This window comes from Microlunatus parietis, assembly GCF_013407955.1.
Taxonomy (GTDB): Bacteria; Actinomycetota; Actinomycetes; order Propionibacteriales; family Propionibacteriaceae; genus Microlunatus; species Microlunatus parietis.
Genome location: NZ_JACCBU010000001.1, coordinates 5140438 through 5154601 on the forward strand (window position 1 = coordinate 5140438; position 14164 = coordinate 5154601).

Annotated in this window: 15 protein-coding genes and 1 pseudogene; 11 read left to right on the top strand and 5 right to left on the bottom strand. The window is 70.2% G+C overall.

The window, feature by feature from the left end; translation table 11 throughout:
- Window positions 1-2: 2 nt before the first annotated feature.
- Complete coding sequence (locus BKA15_RS24800) at window positions 3-1424, bottom strand: MFS transporter (RefSeq protein ID WP_179755354.1); 1422 nt, start codon at window positions 1422-1424, stop codon at window positions 3-5.
- 105 nt (window positions 1425-1529) lie between these two features.
- On the opposite strand from BKA15_RS24800, the gene BKA15_RS24805 reads away from it, so the two are divergent.
- Window positions 1530-1973: a MarR family winged helix-turn-helix transcriptional regulator gene (locus BKA15_RS24805; protein WP_179755356.1), complete on the top strand. Its 444-nt coding sequence runs from the start codon at window positions 1530-1532 to the stop codon at window positions 1971-1973.
- Between the two features lie 9 nt (window positions 1974-1982).
- Here BKA15_RS24805 and BKA15_RS24810 read toward each other — a convergent pair whose 3' ends face one another.
- Window positions 1983-2579 carry a TetR/AcrR family transcriptional regulator gene (locus tag BKA15_RS24810; RefSeq protein ID WP_179755358.1) on the bottom strand — a complete coding sequence of 199 codons (597 nt, stop codon included), beginning with the start codon at window positions 2577-2579 and terminating at the stop codon, window positions 1983-1985.
- A gap of 74 nt (window positions 2580-2653) precedes the next feature.
- Here BKA15_RS24810 and BKA15_RS24815 point away from each other — a divergent pair, with 74 nt between their 5' ends.
- A complete protein-coding gene (locus BKA15_RS24815; protein ID WP_312879707.1) occupies window positions 2654-3070 on the top strand; it encodes a nuclear transport factor 2 family protein in 417 nt (138 codons plus the stop codon).
- A gap of 27 nt (window positions 3071-3097) precedes the next feature.
- On the opposite strand, the gene BKA15_RS24820 is transcribed toward BKA15_RS24815, so the two are convergent.
- The gene (locus BKA15_RS24820) at window positions 3098-4024 is read right to left on the bottom strand and encodes a M23 family metallopeptidase (protein WP_179755362.1); all 927 of its coding nucleotides are present in this window, start codon (window positions 4022-4024) and stop codon (window positions 3098-3100) included.
- A gap of 484 nt (window positions 4025-4508) precedes the next feature.
- Between BKA15_RS24820 and icmB the strand changes: the two genes are divergently transcribed.
- The 8 genes and pseudogenes from icmB (at window position 4509) to BKA15_RS24855 (ending at window position 9431) form a co-directional block, all read left to right on the top strand.
- Window positions 4509-4937: a coenzyme B12-dependent isobutyryl CoA mutase small subunit gene (icmB, locus tag BKA15_RS24825; protein ID WP_179755364.1), complete on the top strand. Its 429-nt coding sequence runs from the start codon at window positions 4509-4511 to the stop codon at window positions 4935-4937.
- A 108-nt stretch (window positions 4938-5045) separates the two neighbouring features.
- Window positions 5046-6224, top strand: a complete 1179-nt coding sequence (gene sucC / locus BKA15_RS24830; RefSeq protein ID WP_179755366.1) for an ADP-forming succinate--CoA ligase subunit beta — start codon at window positions 5046-5048, stop codon at window positions 6222-6224.
- A gap of 14 nt (window positions 6225-6238) precedes the next feature.
- Window positions 6239-7129 (top strand): succinate--CoA ligase subunit alpha, encoded by an 891-nt coding sequence (gene sucD, locus BKA15_RS24835; protein ID WP_179755368.1) that lies wholly within the window; start codon window positions 6239-6241, stop codon window positions 7127-7129.
- An 85-nt stretch (window positions 7130-7214) separates the two neighbouring features.
- Window positions 7215-7277, top strand: a pseudogene (locus tag BKA15_RS37495) (NUDIX hydrolase); the annotation flags it as partial.
- A 106-nt stretch (window positions 7278-7383) separates the two neighbouring features.
- A complete protein-coding gene (locus BKA15_RS24840) occupies window positions 7384-7761 on the top strand; it encodes an NUDIX domain-containing protein (protein ID WP_246323168.1) in 378 nt (125 codons plus the stop codon).
- 335 nt (window positions 7762-8096) lie between these two features.
- A complete protein-coding gene (locus tag BKA15_RS24845; protein WP_179755370.1) occupies window positions 8097-8570 on the top strand; it encodes a hypothetical protein in 474 nt (157 codons plus the stop codon).
- Window positions 8563-8793 carry a helix-turn-helix transcriptional regulator gene (locus tag BKA15_RS24850; RefSeq protein WP_179755372.1) on the top strand — a complete coding sequence of 77 codons (231 nt, stop codon included), beginning with the start codon at window positions 8563-8565 and terminating at the stop codon, window positions 8791-8793. Before BKA15_RS24845 ends, BKA15_RS24850 begins: the two co-directional genes overlap by 8 nt.
- Window positions 8790-9431 (top strand): DUF4386 domain-containing protein, encoded by a 642-nt coding sequence (locus BKA15_RS24855; RefSeq protein ID WP_179755374.1) that lies wholly within the window; start codon window positions 8790-8792, stop codon window positions 9429-9431. The genes BKA15_RS24850 and BKA15_RS24855 overlap by 4 nt, the downstream gene beginning before the upstream one ends.
- Here BKA15_RS24855 and BKA15_RS24860 read toward each other — a convergent pair.
- A complete protein-coding gene (locus tag BKA15_RS24860) occupies window positions 9424-10920 on the bottom strand; it encodes an MFS transporter (RefSeq protein ID WP_179755376.1) in 1497 nt (498 codons plus the stop codon). The two genes, BKA15_RS24855 and BKA15_RS24860, sit on opposite strands and share 8 nt — an antisense overlap.
- A 163-nt stretch (window positions 10921-11083) precedes the next feature.
- A complete protein-coding gene (locus BKA15_RS24865) occupies window positions 11084-12781 on the bottom strand; it encodes a hypothetical protein (protein ID WP_179755378.1) in 1698 nt (565 codons plus the stop codon).
- Between the two features lie 127 nt (window positions 12782-12908).
- Between BKA15_RS24865 and BKA15_RS24870 the strand changes: the two genes are divergently transcribed.
- Complete coding sequence (locus BKA15_RS24870) at window positions 12909-14159, top strand: cell division protein PerM (RefSeq protein WP_179755380.1); 1251 nt, start codon at window positions 12909-12911, stop codon at window positions 14157-14159.
- Window positions 14160-14164: the final 5 nt, after the last annotated feature.

Consider the following 14164-nt stretch of genomic DNA (forward strand, 5'->3'; position numbering starts at 1 on the left):
CTTCACCACTGACCTTTGTGCTCGGGCACCCGGAACACCAGCGGCAGGGTCAGCACGATCAGCCCCGCGAAGATCAGGAACACCACCGACAGGGTGGCGCCGGGGTCGTCGCTGCGGGCCATCACCGCGGTGGCGATCGAGATCGCGATGATCGAACCGGACTGCCGGAACATGCCGCGCAGCCCGGCCACGCCGGCCGCCTCGTCGGGGGCGAGCTGGAGGACGGCGTTGTTGCCGGCCGGGATGGACAGGCCCATGCCGAGACCGGTCACGCCGGCCGCGATGGCCAGCCAGAGCACCTGGGAGACTCCAGGCGGCGGGAAGCAGATGGCGACCATGCCGGCGGCCAGCACGGTGAACCCGACGATCATGGGCAGCCGGTAGCCGGTCCGGCGAAGCGTCATCACGGCCACCCCGGCGATGCAGATCATCCCGATCGCGCGGGCCGTCATCAGCGTGCCCGACTCGAGTATCGGGATGCCGAACCGGGCCTGGGCGAACAGCGGGACCAGCGCACCGAAGCCGATCGCGGCCGCACCCTGCAGGAAGTTGATCACGTTCATCACGCCGAACCCGCGACCGCGGAGCAGCCGGATCGGGATGAACGGAGCGGTGCCGCGGGCGGCGTGCCGGAGGAACAGGACCAGGGCGACGACGGCGATCGCCTCGGGCACGATGAACTGGGGGCTGAGCGGGGTGCCGTCCTTGCTGCCGAGCGACGTGACGCCGAGCATCACGCCGAGGATCAGCACGCCGAGCAGCACCACGCCGTAGACATCGAGGCGCCGGCTCACCGGTTGTCGGCTCTCCGGGATCACCAGCAGCGCGAGTACCAGCAGCAGGATGCCGACCGGCACGTTGACGATGAAGATCGCCCGCCAGTCCCAGTACGTCAGCAGGATGCCGCCGATGATCGGGCCGACGATGCCGCCGATCGGGAACACGCTGGTGAACATGCCGACCGCCCGGTCCCGGTTCGGCCCGAAGTTGTCCGCGACGATGCCGGTCGCCGCCGGCATGAAGGCGCCGCCGCCGATCGCCTGGATGCCGCGCAGCAGGACGAGCAGGTAGATGTTGTCGACCAGGGCGCAGAGCAGTGAGGCGATCGTGAACAGGGCGGCGGCGACGACGAAGATCCGCTTGCGCCCGTACTGATCACTCAGCTTGCCGGCCAGTGGCATCACCAGCACCGCGCCGAGCGAATAGATGGTCACGGTCCAGCCGGCCCACTCGAGGCCGGTGCCGAGATCGTCCCGGATCGAGGGCAGGGCGATCGCGACGACGGTGTGGTCGATCGACGACATGAACAGCGCCATCGAGACCACGGCGAAGATCAGCCAGCGTCGCGGGGAGGCCTCCGGCAGCTTGGTATCGTGCGCGTCCTCGGTGATCGGGACCGATGAGCTGGACGGTAGGCGTGACATCCGAGCGCAGGCCCTCCTTCCGGGGATCGGGCTGTCTCGGGCTGTGCTGTTCTGGTGGGAATATTACATTGCGTGCCGGCAAGCAAGTAACTGGAAGGCCAGGGGATGGACACGGACGAGGTGGCCCGGTTGCGGGCGGTGATCGGCCGGTTGTCGCGCCAGCTCAATGCTTCGGCCACGCATGAGGGGCTGACGCCGAGCCAGGCGTCGGCGCTCGGCCTGATCGGCGGGCGCGGGCCGCTGAGTCTGGCTGAACTGGCCCGGCTGGAGAGCCTGAACCCCACGATGGTGTCGCGGATCGTCGGCCGGCTGGACGAACTCGGCCTGATCCGGCGGCGGCAGAACCCCGACGACCTGCGAGCCGCCTGGGTCGAGATCACGCCGGACGGCCGGGCGATGACCGAGCGGATCCGGGACAGCCGGGGCCAGGTGGTCCAGGCCTGCCTGGATCGGCTCGACCATCCGGACCGGGAGGCCATCGCCGCCGCGCTGCCGGCACTGGAGCACCTGGTCGACGAGCTCAAGAAACTCAGCACCGCCGAGCCCTGATGGTCGAGGTCAGACCTGGCCGCGGTCGCCGCCGAAGCCGAGCGCGTCCAGGGCGGCGTGAACGGTGCGCGCGATCAACCGGTCATCGACCGCCGGCAGCCCGGGCATCACCACATGCAGCGCCAGCGGTCCGGTGAGCAGGTCGGCGATCCAATCCGGGTCGGCGCCCGGCTCGATCTCGCCGCGGGTCACCGCGCGGTCGATCAGGATGCCGGCATGGGCGCGGCGGGGCCGGAGATAGTCGGCGACGAACGACTCGCCGCGGGCCGGATCGGCGTCCACCTCGGCGGCCCAGCCGAGCAGACCCCGGGTCACCGCCGGGTCCGTGAACAGCCGCAGCTGTCGTCGCTGCACCTCGACCAGGTCGCCGACCAGGGAGCCGGTGTCGATGTCCTCGTCGATCCCGTACCGGCTCGCGAGCAGGACCGGCACGGCCGCGGCGAGATCGGGGAACCGGCGGTAGAACGCGGGCTTGTTGGTGCCGGCCCGCCGCACCACCTGGTCGACGGTCACGGCGGTGTAGCCGTGCTCGGCGACCAGTTCGGCGAGGGCCTGGAGCAGTTCGCCGTCGATCGAACTGTTGCGCGGGCGTCCTGGTCGTACCATATGAGTTACTCAGAGTAACGTAGCTAGGTGGCGACGATCATGTACAAACGCGTGGTGCGGGCCAACTGCGCTCGATCTTCGACCGGATCAACGAGGGTGACTACCAGACGATGATCGACGGCCTGGCGCCGGAGTTCGTGTACGACTTCCACGGCGAGCATGCGCTCGGCGGTCGGCGCACGACCAGGGACGGGATGGAGCGCTGGTGGCAGCGAATGCTGCGGCTGCTGCCCGGGATCCGGTTCGACGTCCGAGACATCGTGGTCGACGGCGGTCCGTGGCGGACCCGGGTGGCGGTGCGGTCGAACGTCGCGGGCTCGCTGCCGGACGGCACCCCGTACCAGAACACGGTGATGCAGTTCCTCACCCTGCGGTGGGGGAGGGTGACCTCGGTCGAGACGCTCGAGAACACGCAGGTGCTCCAGCGGACCTTGAGTAGCCTGGCCTCGGCCGGTCAGCCGGAGGCGGCCGCCGCCCCGATCACCGATTAGATCCTGGTCGGCCGACCGGGTCGGGACTCAGTTGGTGTTGACGCCCAGCGCGTTCAGCCAGGGCTGCGGGTTCGACGCGCTGTAGACGTCGCCGTACCGGGCGCCCGGCCGGTAGAGCTCGAAGTGCAGGTGGGCGCCGAACGAGCGACCGGTCGAGCCGACGTGGCCGATCACCTGGCCGGCCGAGACGCGCTGGCCGGGGCTGACCGAGTTGCTCGACATGTGCGCGTACAGCGTGGTGTTGCCGTCCGGGTGCTTGATCGCGACGTAGTTGCCGGCCCAGCTGCCGGCGTTGCCGCCGTAACCGGCGTGCAGCACGGTGCCCGACTGGACCGACTTGATCGGCGTGCCCGAGCCGGCCCGGAAGTCGAGGCCGGTGTGGTAGCGGGCCCAGAGTCCGGTCTGGCCGAAGTAGGCACCGATCACCGCGCCCGGCACCGGCGAGGCGGCGCCGCCACCGGACGACGGCGGCGGCTCGGTGTCGTCGCTGGAGTCGTCGTACGAGCCGTCATCGGAGTCGTCGTTCGAGCTGTCGTCGGAGGAGTCGTCCTGGTTGCCCTGTTCGGCGGCCCGGCGAGCGGCGGCCTCGCGACGCTCCTTGGCGATCCGCGCGGCGTTCTCGTAGCTCTCCTTCTCCGCTTCGCTGAGATCCTCGGAACGCTGCTTCAGGTTCTCCTCGTGCGCTGCCTTGAGGGCGGCCTCGGCGTCGCGGGCCAGCGCCTCTTCGCGGTAGGCGGCGAGTTCCTTGGCCTGCAGCTCACGGTCCTGGCTGCGGCTCGGGTCCTCGGCGGCGGCCTCGCGCCGGTCGCCCTGGTTCTGCGGCTGGGCGGCCTGGACATTCGGTCGGGTGATCGCGACCTGGCCACCCTCGGCGGCGGAGGTGCTCAGCGCGACGGAGCCGGCGACCGCGAGGCCGAGGGCTGAAACCGTCAGCGCGGCGATGCCATGGGTCAACCAACCGCGTCGTTCTTGGGGCTCGATGGAAGAAAGCGCCCGGCGCGACTTGCGCCGGAGCGGTTCGGGAATCACCTACGGATCTCCTCGTCGTTCCACGTACGGCGAACGCCCCCGGTTGTTGCTTCCTCAACCGTCAACGTTCATCCCTTCACTCTGGGGTAGGTGACCCCGCATAGTCCCTGCCGCGTATCGCTCGGTCGAGCGACCACTGAAAGAAGATAACGGAAAGATAACTGGTCCACAAACCCCGGGCCGTTTTTCCCGTTGCGTGTCGCGTTCTGGCGAGCGCCGAGCCTAGTGGTAGCCGGTGATGACGCGGGAAGTCCCCGTCTCGCAGGTTGGGAAACCGAGTTCTGAGGCACTCCGGCGGGCCGTTCTCGGCGTATCGGAATTCGCGCTCGGAGACCCTGAGTTCGCCACCCCGGTTCTTTCGAACAAATGTTCGTTAATTCGCCGGGCGTTGCGGTAGTAATCTGCCCGAGTGAATACCGTTTCGTCGGAATCGGCGGGTTCCGGCCGACTGCGCATCGTGGTCGCCAAACCGGGCCTGGACGGTCACGATCGGGGCGTCAAGGTCGTCGCCCGGGCCCTGCGCGATGCGGGCATGGAGGTCATCTACACCGGACTGCACCAGAGTCCGGAACAGATCGTCCGGACCGCGATCGCCGAGGACGCCGACGGGATCGGGCTCTCCGTGTTGTCCGGCGCGCACCTGACGCTGTTCGCCCGGGTGGTCGAACTGCTCCGGGAGGCGGACGCGCACGACATCGTCGTGTTCGGCGGCGGGATCATCCCGGACGCCGACCGGGAGCGGCTGGCCGAGCTCGGCGTCACCGGGATCTTCACCCCGGGCGCGTCGATGGCCGAGATCGTCGACTGGGTCCGGGCCAACGTCGGCCGGGCCGGGTGAACCTCCCGGAGTGACGGGGCTGTTGTGCTCTCCGTACGGCTGAGACGTTAGGCTCCGATCGCACTGAAGCACAGCAATCAGACACAACGAAATCTGGATGGAGCCGTCGTGGATCTGTACGAGTACCAGGCGCGCGATCTCTTCGAGGCGCACGGGGTCCCGGTCCTGCGCGGGATCACCGCGACGACACCGGCGGAGGCCAGGGCCGCAGCGGAGCAGCTGGGCACGCCGGTGGTCGTGGTCAAGGCGCAGGTGAAGACCGGTGGCCGGGGCAAGGCGGGCGGGGTCAAGATCGCCAAGAGCCCGGACGAGGCCGCGGCCCGCGCCGAGGAGATCCTCGGGATGGACATCAAGGGCCACACGGTGCGGACGGTGATGATCGCCGAGGGAGCCGACATCGCCGAGGAGTACTACTTCTCTCTGCTGCTGGACCGGGCGAACCGCCAGTACCTGGCGATGTGCTCGAAGGAAGGTGGCATGGACATCGAGCAGCTCGCCGTCGAGCGGCCGGACGCGCTGGCCCGGATTCCGGTCGACCCGAACGTGGGCATCGACCAGGCCAAGGCCGACGAGATCGTCGCGGCCGCGGGCTTCGCCGAGGCGGACCGGGCCGAGATCGCCCGGGTGCTGCAGCTGCTCGGCACCGTGTACGGCGCGGAGGACACCACGCTGGTCGAGGTCAACCCGCTGGTGAAGACCGGCGACGGCAAGATCATCGCGCTGGACGGCAAGGTGACGCTGGACGACAACGCCGCCTTCCGGCACCCGGACCACGCGGCGCTGGCGGACAAGTCGGCCGAGGACCCGCTGGAGGCGGCGGCGAAGGCCAAGGACCTCAACTACGTGAAGCTGGACGGCGCGGTCGGCATCATCGGCAACGGCGCCGGGCTCGTGATGAGCACCCTCGACGTCGTCGCGTACGCGGGCGAGGAGTTCACCGCCAAGCCAAAGCCGGCCAACTTCCTGGACATCGGCGGCGGCGCGAACGCCGAGGTGATGGCGTCCGGGCTGGAGATCATCCTCGGTGATCAACAGGTGAAGAGCGTGTTCGTGAACGTCTTCGGCGGCATCACCGCCTGTGACGAGGTGGCCAACGGCATCGTGCAGGCGTTCCAGCTGCTCGAGTCGCGTGGCGAGGCGGTGACCAAGCCGCTGGTGGTCCGGTTGGACGGCAACAACGCCGAGCTGGGCCGGTCGATCCTGACCGAGGCGAAGCTGCCCGGCCTGGAACAGGTGGACACCATGGACGGTGCGGCCCGCCGCGCCGCCGAGCTGGCAGCGAGCTGAGGGAGCGTCGAGTCATGGCAGTTTGGTTGAACGCGGATTCGAAGGTCATCGTCCAGGGCATGACCGGCTCCGAAGGCCGCAAACACACGGGCCGGATGATCAAGTCCGGTACGAAGATCGTCGGCGGCGTCACGCCGGGCAAGGGCGGCCAGTCGGTCGACTTCGAAGGCACCGACGTGCCGGTCTTCAGCTCGGTCGGCGAGGCCGTCGCGGCCACCGGCGCGAACGTCAGCGTGATCTTCGTCCCGGCGAAGTTCACCAAGGGCGCGGTGGTCGAGGCGATCGGGGCCGAGGTGCCGCTGGTCGTGGTGATCACCGAGGGCGTACCGGTCAAGGACACGGCCGAGTTCTTCACGCTGGCGCAGGGTTCCAAGACCCGGTTGATCGGGCCGAACTGCCCCGGGTTGATCACGCCCGGGGTCTCCAACGCCGGCATCATCCCGGCCGACATCACCAAGTCCGGCCGGATCGGGCTGGTCTCCAAGTCGGGCACGCTGACGTACCAGATGATGTACGAGCTGCGCGACTTCGGCTTCTCCACCGCGATCGGGATCGGCGGCGACCCGGTGATCGGCAGCACCCACATCGACGCCCTGCAAGCGTTCCAGGACGATCCGGACACCGACGCCGTGGTGATGATCGGCGAGATCGGCGGCGACGCCGAGGAGCGGGCGGCCGAGTTCATCAAGGCGAACGTGACCAAGCCGGTGGTCGGCTACGTGGCCGGTTTCACCGCTCCGGAAGGAAAGACGATGGGCCACGCCGGCGCGATCGTCTCCGGCTCGTCCGGCACCGCCGCGGCCAAGAAGGAGGCCCTCGAGGCCGCCGGGGTCAAGGTCGGCAAGACGCCGAGCGAGACCGCACAGCTGATGCGGGAGATCATGACCGGGCTCGCCGGCTCCTGATCTTCACGAACACGCCCCGCTCTCCTGATCATGGAGGGCGGGGCGTGATCATGTCCGGACCCGTTACCGGAAAGGGGATCCGCGGATGGGCTGGCAGACGAGATCGAGCCGGGAGATCTACCGCAACGCCTGGATCAATGTCCGGGAGGACGACCTGGTCCGGCCGGACGGAGTGCCCGGGACGTACGGCGTCGTCACGGTGAACCGGCCGGCCGTGTTCGTCGTCCCCGGTCACCGGCGACGGCGACGTGATCATGATCAGGCAGCGCCGCTACACCACCGGCGTCGACTCGCTCGAGGTACCCGGCGGCGGGGTGGACGACGACGAACCGCATGTCGCGGCAGCCCGGGAGCTCCGCGAGGAGACGGGCTACGCCGCGGCCACCTGGCGCGACCTGGGTCCGGTGTACAGCCTGAACGGCGTCGCCGATGCGCCCGGCCGAGTCTTCCTGGCCACCGGCCTGAGCCGGGTCGGCGGTGACGAGCGCGAGGTCGAGGGAATCTCCGACGTCCTCGCGATGCCGTTCCGCGACCTGTTCGCCAGGATCCGGCGCCAAGAGATCACCGACAACGAGTCCCTGGCCGCCCTGCTGCTCGCCCTGGTCGCGCTGGATCGGGTGCGCAGCTCCTGACCCTCATCCGACCGCTTCGTCACCGCGACCTGAGCATCACCACCATCGCAGCCTCGACATCGCCGAACGGACTGCTTGACCGGCAGATTCGCCGAGATCGAGGTCTAAGCGTCCGCTCGGTGCCGCCGGGACGTGGGCTCGTGTCCTTGCGTCGACGTGGCCCATCCGCCCACGCTCGGTGCCGCCGGCAGCTTCGCGGGCCCAAGCGTCAACCTGCTGCCCTTCGACAAGCTCAGGGAGCGTTGGGCTCAGCCCTCGACGGTGGAGTAGAAACGTTTGGACTTTATGTCTAAGATACTTGACACCAAGTCCAAACGATTCGACGGAGCGCCTCGATGTCGTACAAGAGCAAGCGGGTCCTGACGACCATGATCACGGGCGCTCTGCTCGCGATCGGCTACCTGATCTACGCGGTCAACCGGAACGAGCCCGGCCCGGACGCGCTGCGCTCCTGGTCGCTCGCGATGCTGGGCTTCGTCGCGGTGACGGTCGTGGTGCTGATCGTGGTGCAGATCCTGTTCCACGTCGTGCTGGCGGCCCGACTGTCCGTCACCGACGGCGACGCGGCCGAGCGGGTCATGACCTCGTCGCTGCTGCCGGACGAGATGGACCGGGCGATCCGGCTGCGGTCCGGCCAACTCGGCTACCTGATCGTCGGGCTCGGCTTCGTCGCCGGGCTGGCGGCCGGGGCACTGGGAGCCTCGGCCGTCGTCGTGCTGCACATGGTCCTCGGCGCGTTCGTGGTCGGCTCGCTGGCCGGCGGAGCGGTCACGGTCTACCGCCTCGAACGGGGCGTGGGCCATGGCTGAGAAGTTGATCATCACCAACAACATCCGCCGGCTGCGGTTCTTCGCCGACGAGATGACCCAGTTGGAGCTCGCCGAACGGGTCGGCGCCTCCCGCCAAACGATCATGAACGTCGAGGCCGGCAAATACACGCCGTCGCTCGAGCTCGCCTTCCGGATCGCCGACGCGTTCGGCGTACCGATCGGTGAGGTCTTCGAACATCAGCGTCCTGAGGGGGACCAGTGAACACAGATTCGATCAGCGCCCGCTTCGCGGGGGCCCTGTTCGTGACGGCCATCGTCGCCAGCCTTGTCGGCGGCACCCTGATCCAGACGGTACTGGGCGGGCCCGACGCCGCGGAGCGGCTGTCGTCCGGCGGCCCGGTGGTGATCTTGGGCGTCGTCCTCGAGTTGATCAACGCGCTGGCCGTGATCGGCATCGCGGCGGCGCTGTCCGTACCACTCGGGCGCAGTCAGCCCGGCCTCGCGGCCGGGTATCTCGGCATCAGAATCGTCGAGGCCACGGTCTGCGCCACCGCTGCGCTGATCCCGGTGATCCAACTCAGGCTGACCGCGCCGGATGACCTGGCCCTGCTCACCGCGGTCCGCGACGGCCTGGTCGGCACCGGGGTGCCGGTGCTCTTCGGTGCCGGCGCACTGCTGCTCTATCTGATGCTGCACCGGTCCGGCCTGGTCCCGCGCTACCTGGTCGTCTGGGGCCTGGTCGGCGCGGTCGGCGTCCTGGCGAACGTGTTCGTGACCGAGCCGGCGCTGCGGCCTGCCCTGGTCCTGCCGATTATCACCAGCGAACTCTTCCTCGGCGGCTACCTGATGGTCCGCGGGCTCCGGCGGCGGACCCCGGAGGTCGAACCGGTCCTCAGCTGAGTGGCTGCAGCTGCGGCTCCGGCGTGCGCCGGGCCAGGACCAGGGCGGTCGCTGCGGCGGCGATCATGATCGCGGCGCCGACCCAGGCCGCGGTGTGCATCCCGGTCAGGAACGCCGCTCGGGCCGCGGCGGCGAACGCCTCTCCACCGGGTTGGCCGTGGGCGGCGTCGAGCGCCCCGCCGAGGGTGCCGAGGGCCGAGTCCGGGATGCCGGCGGGCCCGACCAGCACGTTCCGGAACGCCGCGGCACCGGCGGCGCCCAGCAGCGCGACACCGAAGGCGATGCCGAGTTCGGAACTGGTCTCCGAGATCGACGACGCCGCACCGGCCCGTTCCGGCGGCGCGGATCCGACGATCACGTCGGTGCTCACGGCAACGATCGCGCTGGCCATCGCCATCACCAGCGCCGCTCCGACCACCACCGTGCCGATTCCGGTCCCGGCGGTCGCGAGCACGACGCAGCCGGCCGCGGACACCGCCATCACTCCGGCCAGCACCAACTCCGGCCGCAGCCGTCCGCGCAGTCGCGGTACCAGGGTGGAGGTGATCACGCCCGCCGCGACGCCCGGCAAGGTCCACAGCCCCGCCACCACCGGGGTCAGCCCGGCCACCAGTTGCAGATGCTGGGTGACGAACAGGTAGGTGCCGGCCCACGCGGCGTTCACGCTGAGCTGAGCGACCAGAGCGAGGTTGAACCGGGCCGAGCCGAACAAGGTCAGGTCGATCAGGGGATGGTCGAGCCGGCGCTGACGGCGCAGGAACACCACGCCCACGGCCAGTCCGCCGAGCCCGGCCAGGGCCGCGACCAGGTCGGGCCCGTCGACGGCGATGCGCTTCAGTCCGTAGACGATGCCGAGCACGGCCAGCAGCGACATCGCTGTACTGGGCAGGTCGAGCCGGCCGGGGTGCGGATCGCGAGACTCCGGCAGCAGCACCGGCCCCAGGATCAGCAGCAGCGCCATCGCCGGCACACCGAGCAGGAACACCGATCCCCACCAGAACTGCTCCAGCAGCGCCCCGCCCACAAGCGGCCCGATCGCCCCGCCACTGGTGAACACCGCCACCCAGACCCCGAACGCGATCCCGCGCTCCCGCTCGTCCTCGAACAACGTACGGATCAGTGCCAGTGTGGAGGGCAGCAGACTCGCACCGACCATCCCGAGGAGCGCTCGGGCGATGATCAACATCGCCGGGCTGGTCGAGAACGCCGCCAGCACCGACGCGGCGGCGAACGCCGCCGCACCGATCAGCAGCAGCCGGCGCCGCCCGATCCGGTCACCGAGCGTTCCCATCGTGATCAGCGAACCCGCCACCAGGAAGCCGTACACGTCGACGATCCAGAGCAACTCGACCGCGCTCGGCTGGAGATCGGCGCTGAGTTCGGGAACGGCGAAATGCAGCACGAACATGTCCATCGACACCAGCAGCGTCGGCAACATGAGCACTGCCAGGGCCAGCCGCGGACGCGCTGCCGTCAGGCCGGCGCTCATCGCAGGACTCCCGCCACGGTGCGGAGCAACTGCTGAAGATTCGTCATACCCGGTACGACTCGCGGCGATCATCGAACTCATCGCCCAGGTCCGTCCGTCGCACGAAACGGCCGATCCCGGCGGTCGCGGACGGGCGGGTGCAGGCGGCGCGCGCCCGCGCCGGTCAGTTGACCTGGGTGGCCCGCTCGGCGGCCCGGACGGTGACCCGCTTCCAGTCGCCGTCGGTGATGTCCAGGTTCTTGGTCGGGCTGAGGAACGTGTAGACGACCTTCGGGCCGACCCAGGCCACACCGACCCGGAACGTGCGCGAGTTCGCGTTGCTGGTCGGCACCTTGATCTCGGACACCCAGCCGTTGATCTTGGCGTCCTTCGCCCCGGTGCCCTTGATCTTGACCGGGTCCTCGACCTTCGGCGTGATCTTGCGCTTCTCGCAGGACTTCCAGTCGTCGACGAACTTCCTGGCCAGTTTCTTGGCCTCCGCCTCCGACTTCAGGGTGACCATGTATTCGTCCAGCCCGAAGTCGCCGGAGTCGCCGTCGACCAGGAAGGTCCGGGACACGGCGCGGCCGCCGGCGACCTTGGACAGGTCGGCGGTCTCGCAGGTGCTGTCGTGCTGCGGTCCGGTGAGGTTGCGCGGCTCGTCGGCGAACCACGGCCCGGCCTGGTCGCCCGGCGTCGGCAGGTCGCCGCCGGACAGGTAGCCCGGCTGGTCGCCGACCGGCGGCGGGCCGGCCTTGTCGGCGGTCTGCTTCGCGCAGGCCCCGCCGGCGGTGGTGCACTGTCGGTTGACGGCCGCGGCGACGGTCCGGACCGCCTTGTCGACCGGTACGTCGTCGGACAGCTTGGCCACGTCGACCACGTTCAGCACCCGGCCGGTCCGGCTCAGGATCAGGCTGCGGTACTCCGGCTGCTCGCCGCCGGCCAGCTTGACCACGACCCCGAGCGACTGGTCGCCGAGGCCGGTCACCACCCGCGCGGTGTAGAGCCAGGCGCCGCGATCCTTCACGGTGCAGTTGCCGACCGCCTTCGCGATCAGGGCATACGCCTGCGCGGCCTCCTCCGGCGAACCGTACGCGCTGGCCAGGTGCAGGATCGCCGGCGGCTCCTTGCCGTTGCTCTCCAGCGTCTGGATCATCGCCTCGCGCGCCGTCGGCAGGCCCTCGATCGCGGTGCCGAGGCAGACCGCCTTCGGCGAGTTGTTGTCGGTCTTGGTCAGGGTGCGCGACACCTTCCAGTCCCGCGCCCCGTCGATCGGCTTCGCGTCGGCGGCGGCGACCAGCATCTCGGTCGTCAGCAGCTCGCCGCGCGGCTGCTCGGGGGTGCCGGTGGTGTTGGTCTCGGTGGTGGACGGGGAGTTGCTCGGGCTGGGCGGATTGGCGCTCGGGCCGTTCGGCCGGCCGATCACGGCGTAGCCGATGGCCAGGCCGAGCACGACCACGGCGGCGACGGCGCCGATCAGCAGCGCCATCCGGCCCCGCTGGCCGAGTCGCGGCCCGTCCTCGTCGATGTCGCCGAGGTCGTCCAGGACGTCCTCGTCGGGGTGCCGGCTGTCCGGGAGCCGGACCCGCGGTGTCGCGGCGGGCTGCTGGATCCGGGTCCGGTCGTCGAAGCTGCTCTGGCCCGGAACCTCGTCCCGGTAGAGCGGCTTCGGCTGGTCCGGTTCGGCCTCCGAATATGCCGGGAAGCCGAACGCCGTGTCGTCGTCGTCTCCGGGGCGTACGTCGGTATGATCATCGGCCGGGGTTGACGGCTGTCGAGCCGGTAGCTGGGGAGGGACCGGCTGCTGCTCGGGGAGGTCGACCTCGTCGTCGGCGGGTAGCGCGCGCCGTGGGCGGTAATCGGAAGAATCCTTGCCGACCATCGTTTCCTTCGTACTCCTCGACTGTGGGTCGCCACACCCCCGACGTGGGCGCGGACCTGCAAACTTTACTCGCTCAGGGCGTGTCCGGGCGATTTTCGCCGATCGACTGGGCAACCATGGGATCACCATGGCCTCCCCGTCCCCCGGCAACGTCTCCTCGCGGACGACTGCGCGCCGGCCGGGCGAGACGATCGAACTGAGCACGACTGTGCCACGTGCAGCCGGTTCAGCCAATCCCTCGCCCGGTCCGGGCCACCCGCTGGTCGGTGGCTGGCCGGTCGCGGCGATCGGTGTCGCCGTGACCGCGGCCGCCGGCTGGGTGCTCGCCGCCGGATTCGCGGTGGTGGGCTGGCTCACCTCGGTCCCGGGCACGCTGCTGGACGCCCTCGGCGTCGGAACCCAGCTGTGGCTGCTCGGCAACGGCGCCGGTGCATCGTTCGGTGCGACCAGGATCACGCTGATCCCGTGGGGGCTGACCGCGATCTTCGTGCTGCTCCACTTCCAGGTCGCCGGTTACGCGGCCCGCCGCAGCCGGGCCGAGACCGACCTGTCGGCGGTGCTCAGCGTGACCGGCGTCATGATCGGCGGGTACGTCCTCGCGGTGACCGGGACGACGCTGCTGGCCGGCGACCCGGCCCAGCTGCCCCGAGCCGCCGTCCTCGCCGCCCTGATCGCCGGCTTGCCGGCCGCCGCCGGTGCCGCACACGCCCTCGGGCTCGACCCGGCCGACCGCTGGCCGGAGTGGGCCCGGCCGCTGCCGCGAGCCGTGATCGCGGCGCAACTGGCGCTGCTGGTCGGCGGCGCCGGGCTGCTGGTCACCTCGCTGGCGCTCGCCTGGGGCCAGGTCGGCGGGCTGATCGACGCGCTCGCACCGGGCGTGCCGGGCAACATCGCGCTGCTGGTGCTGCAGCTGGCGTTCGCCCCCAACCTGATCGTCTGGGCCGCGTCCTTCGCCCTCGGCGCCGGCTTCAGCTTCGGCCCCGGCACCGTCGTCTCGCCGGCCGACACCGACCTCGGCCTGCTGCCGGCCATCCCGGTGCTGGCCGGACTGCCGGACGAGGGACCGGGTCGGCCCGAACAGCTGGCCTGGCTCGCCGTCGGCATCGTCGCGGGCGGCGTCGCGGCCTGGTTGGTCAACCGGGCCCGGCCGGACGCGCGGCCGGACCAGACCTGCCTGGTCGGCGGCCTGGCCGGCGCGCTGGCCGGCCTGGTCTTCGTCGGTGTCGCCTGGGCCTGCAGCGGTGACCTCGGGCAGGCCCGGCTGGCCGGCATCGGGCCGCGGCTGCCGGAACTCGCCGTGCTTGCGGTGAGCACGCTCGGCCTGTCCGGGCTGCTGGTCGGTCTGGGGTACGGGCTGGTCCGGCAATTCCGCCGGTAGGCTGC

What these genes read in the sequence shown, in the direction of transcription:
- BKA15_RS24800 (WP_179755354.1), bottom strand. Translation starts at nt 1,424, where the DNA reads ATGTCACGCCTACCGTCCAGCTCATCGGTCCCGATCACCGAGGACGCG.
- BKA15_RS24805 (WP_179755356.1), top strand. Translation starts at nt 1,530, where the DNA reads ATGGACACGGACGAGGTGGCCCGGTTGCGGGCGGTGATCGGCCGGTTG.
- BKA15_RS24810 (WP_179755358.1), bottom strand. Translation starts at nt 2,579, where the DNA reads ATGGTACGACCAGGACGCCCGCGCAACAGTTCGATCGACGGCGAACTG.
- sucD (WP_179755368.1), top strand. Translation starts at nt 6,239, where the DNA reads ATGGCAGTTTGGTTGAACGCGGATTCGAAGGTCATCGTCCAGGGCATG.
- BKA15_RS24840 (WP_246323168.1), top strand. Translation starts at nt 7,384, where the DNA reads ATGATCAGGCAGCGCCGCTACACCACCGGCGTCGACTCGCTCGAGGTA.
- BKA15_RS24845 (WP_179755370.1), top strand. Translation starts at nt 8,097, where the DNA reads ATGTCGTACAAGAGCAAGCGGGTCCTGACGACCATGATCACGGGCGCT.
- BKA15_RS24850 (WP_179755372.1), top strand. Translation starts at nt 8,563, where the DNA reads ATGGCTGAGAAGTTGATCATCACCAACAACATCCGCCGGCTGCGGTTC.
- BKA15_RS24860 (WP_179755376.1), bottom strand. Translation starts at nt 10,920, where the DNA reads ATGAGCGCCGGCCTGACGGCAGCGCGTCCGCGGCTGGCCCTGGCAGTG.
- BKA15_RS24865 (WP_179755378.1), bottom strand. Translation starts at nt 12,781, where the DNA reads ATGGTCGGCAAGGATTCTTCCGATTACCGCCCACGGCGCGCGCTACCC.
- BKA15_RS24870 (WP_179755380.1), top strand. Translation starts at nt 12,909, where the DNA reads ATGGCCTCCCCGTCCCCCGGCAACGTCTCCTCGCGGACGACTGCGCGC.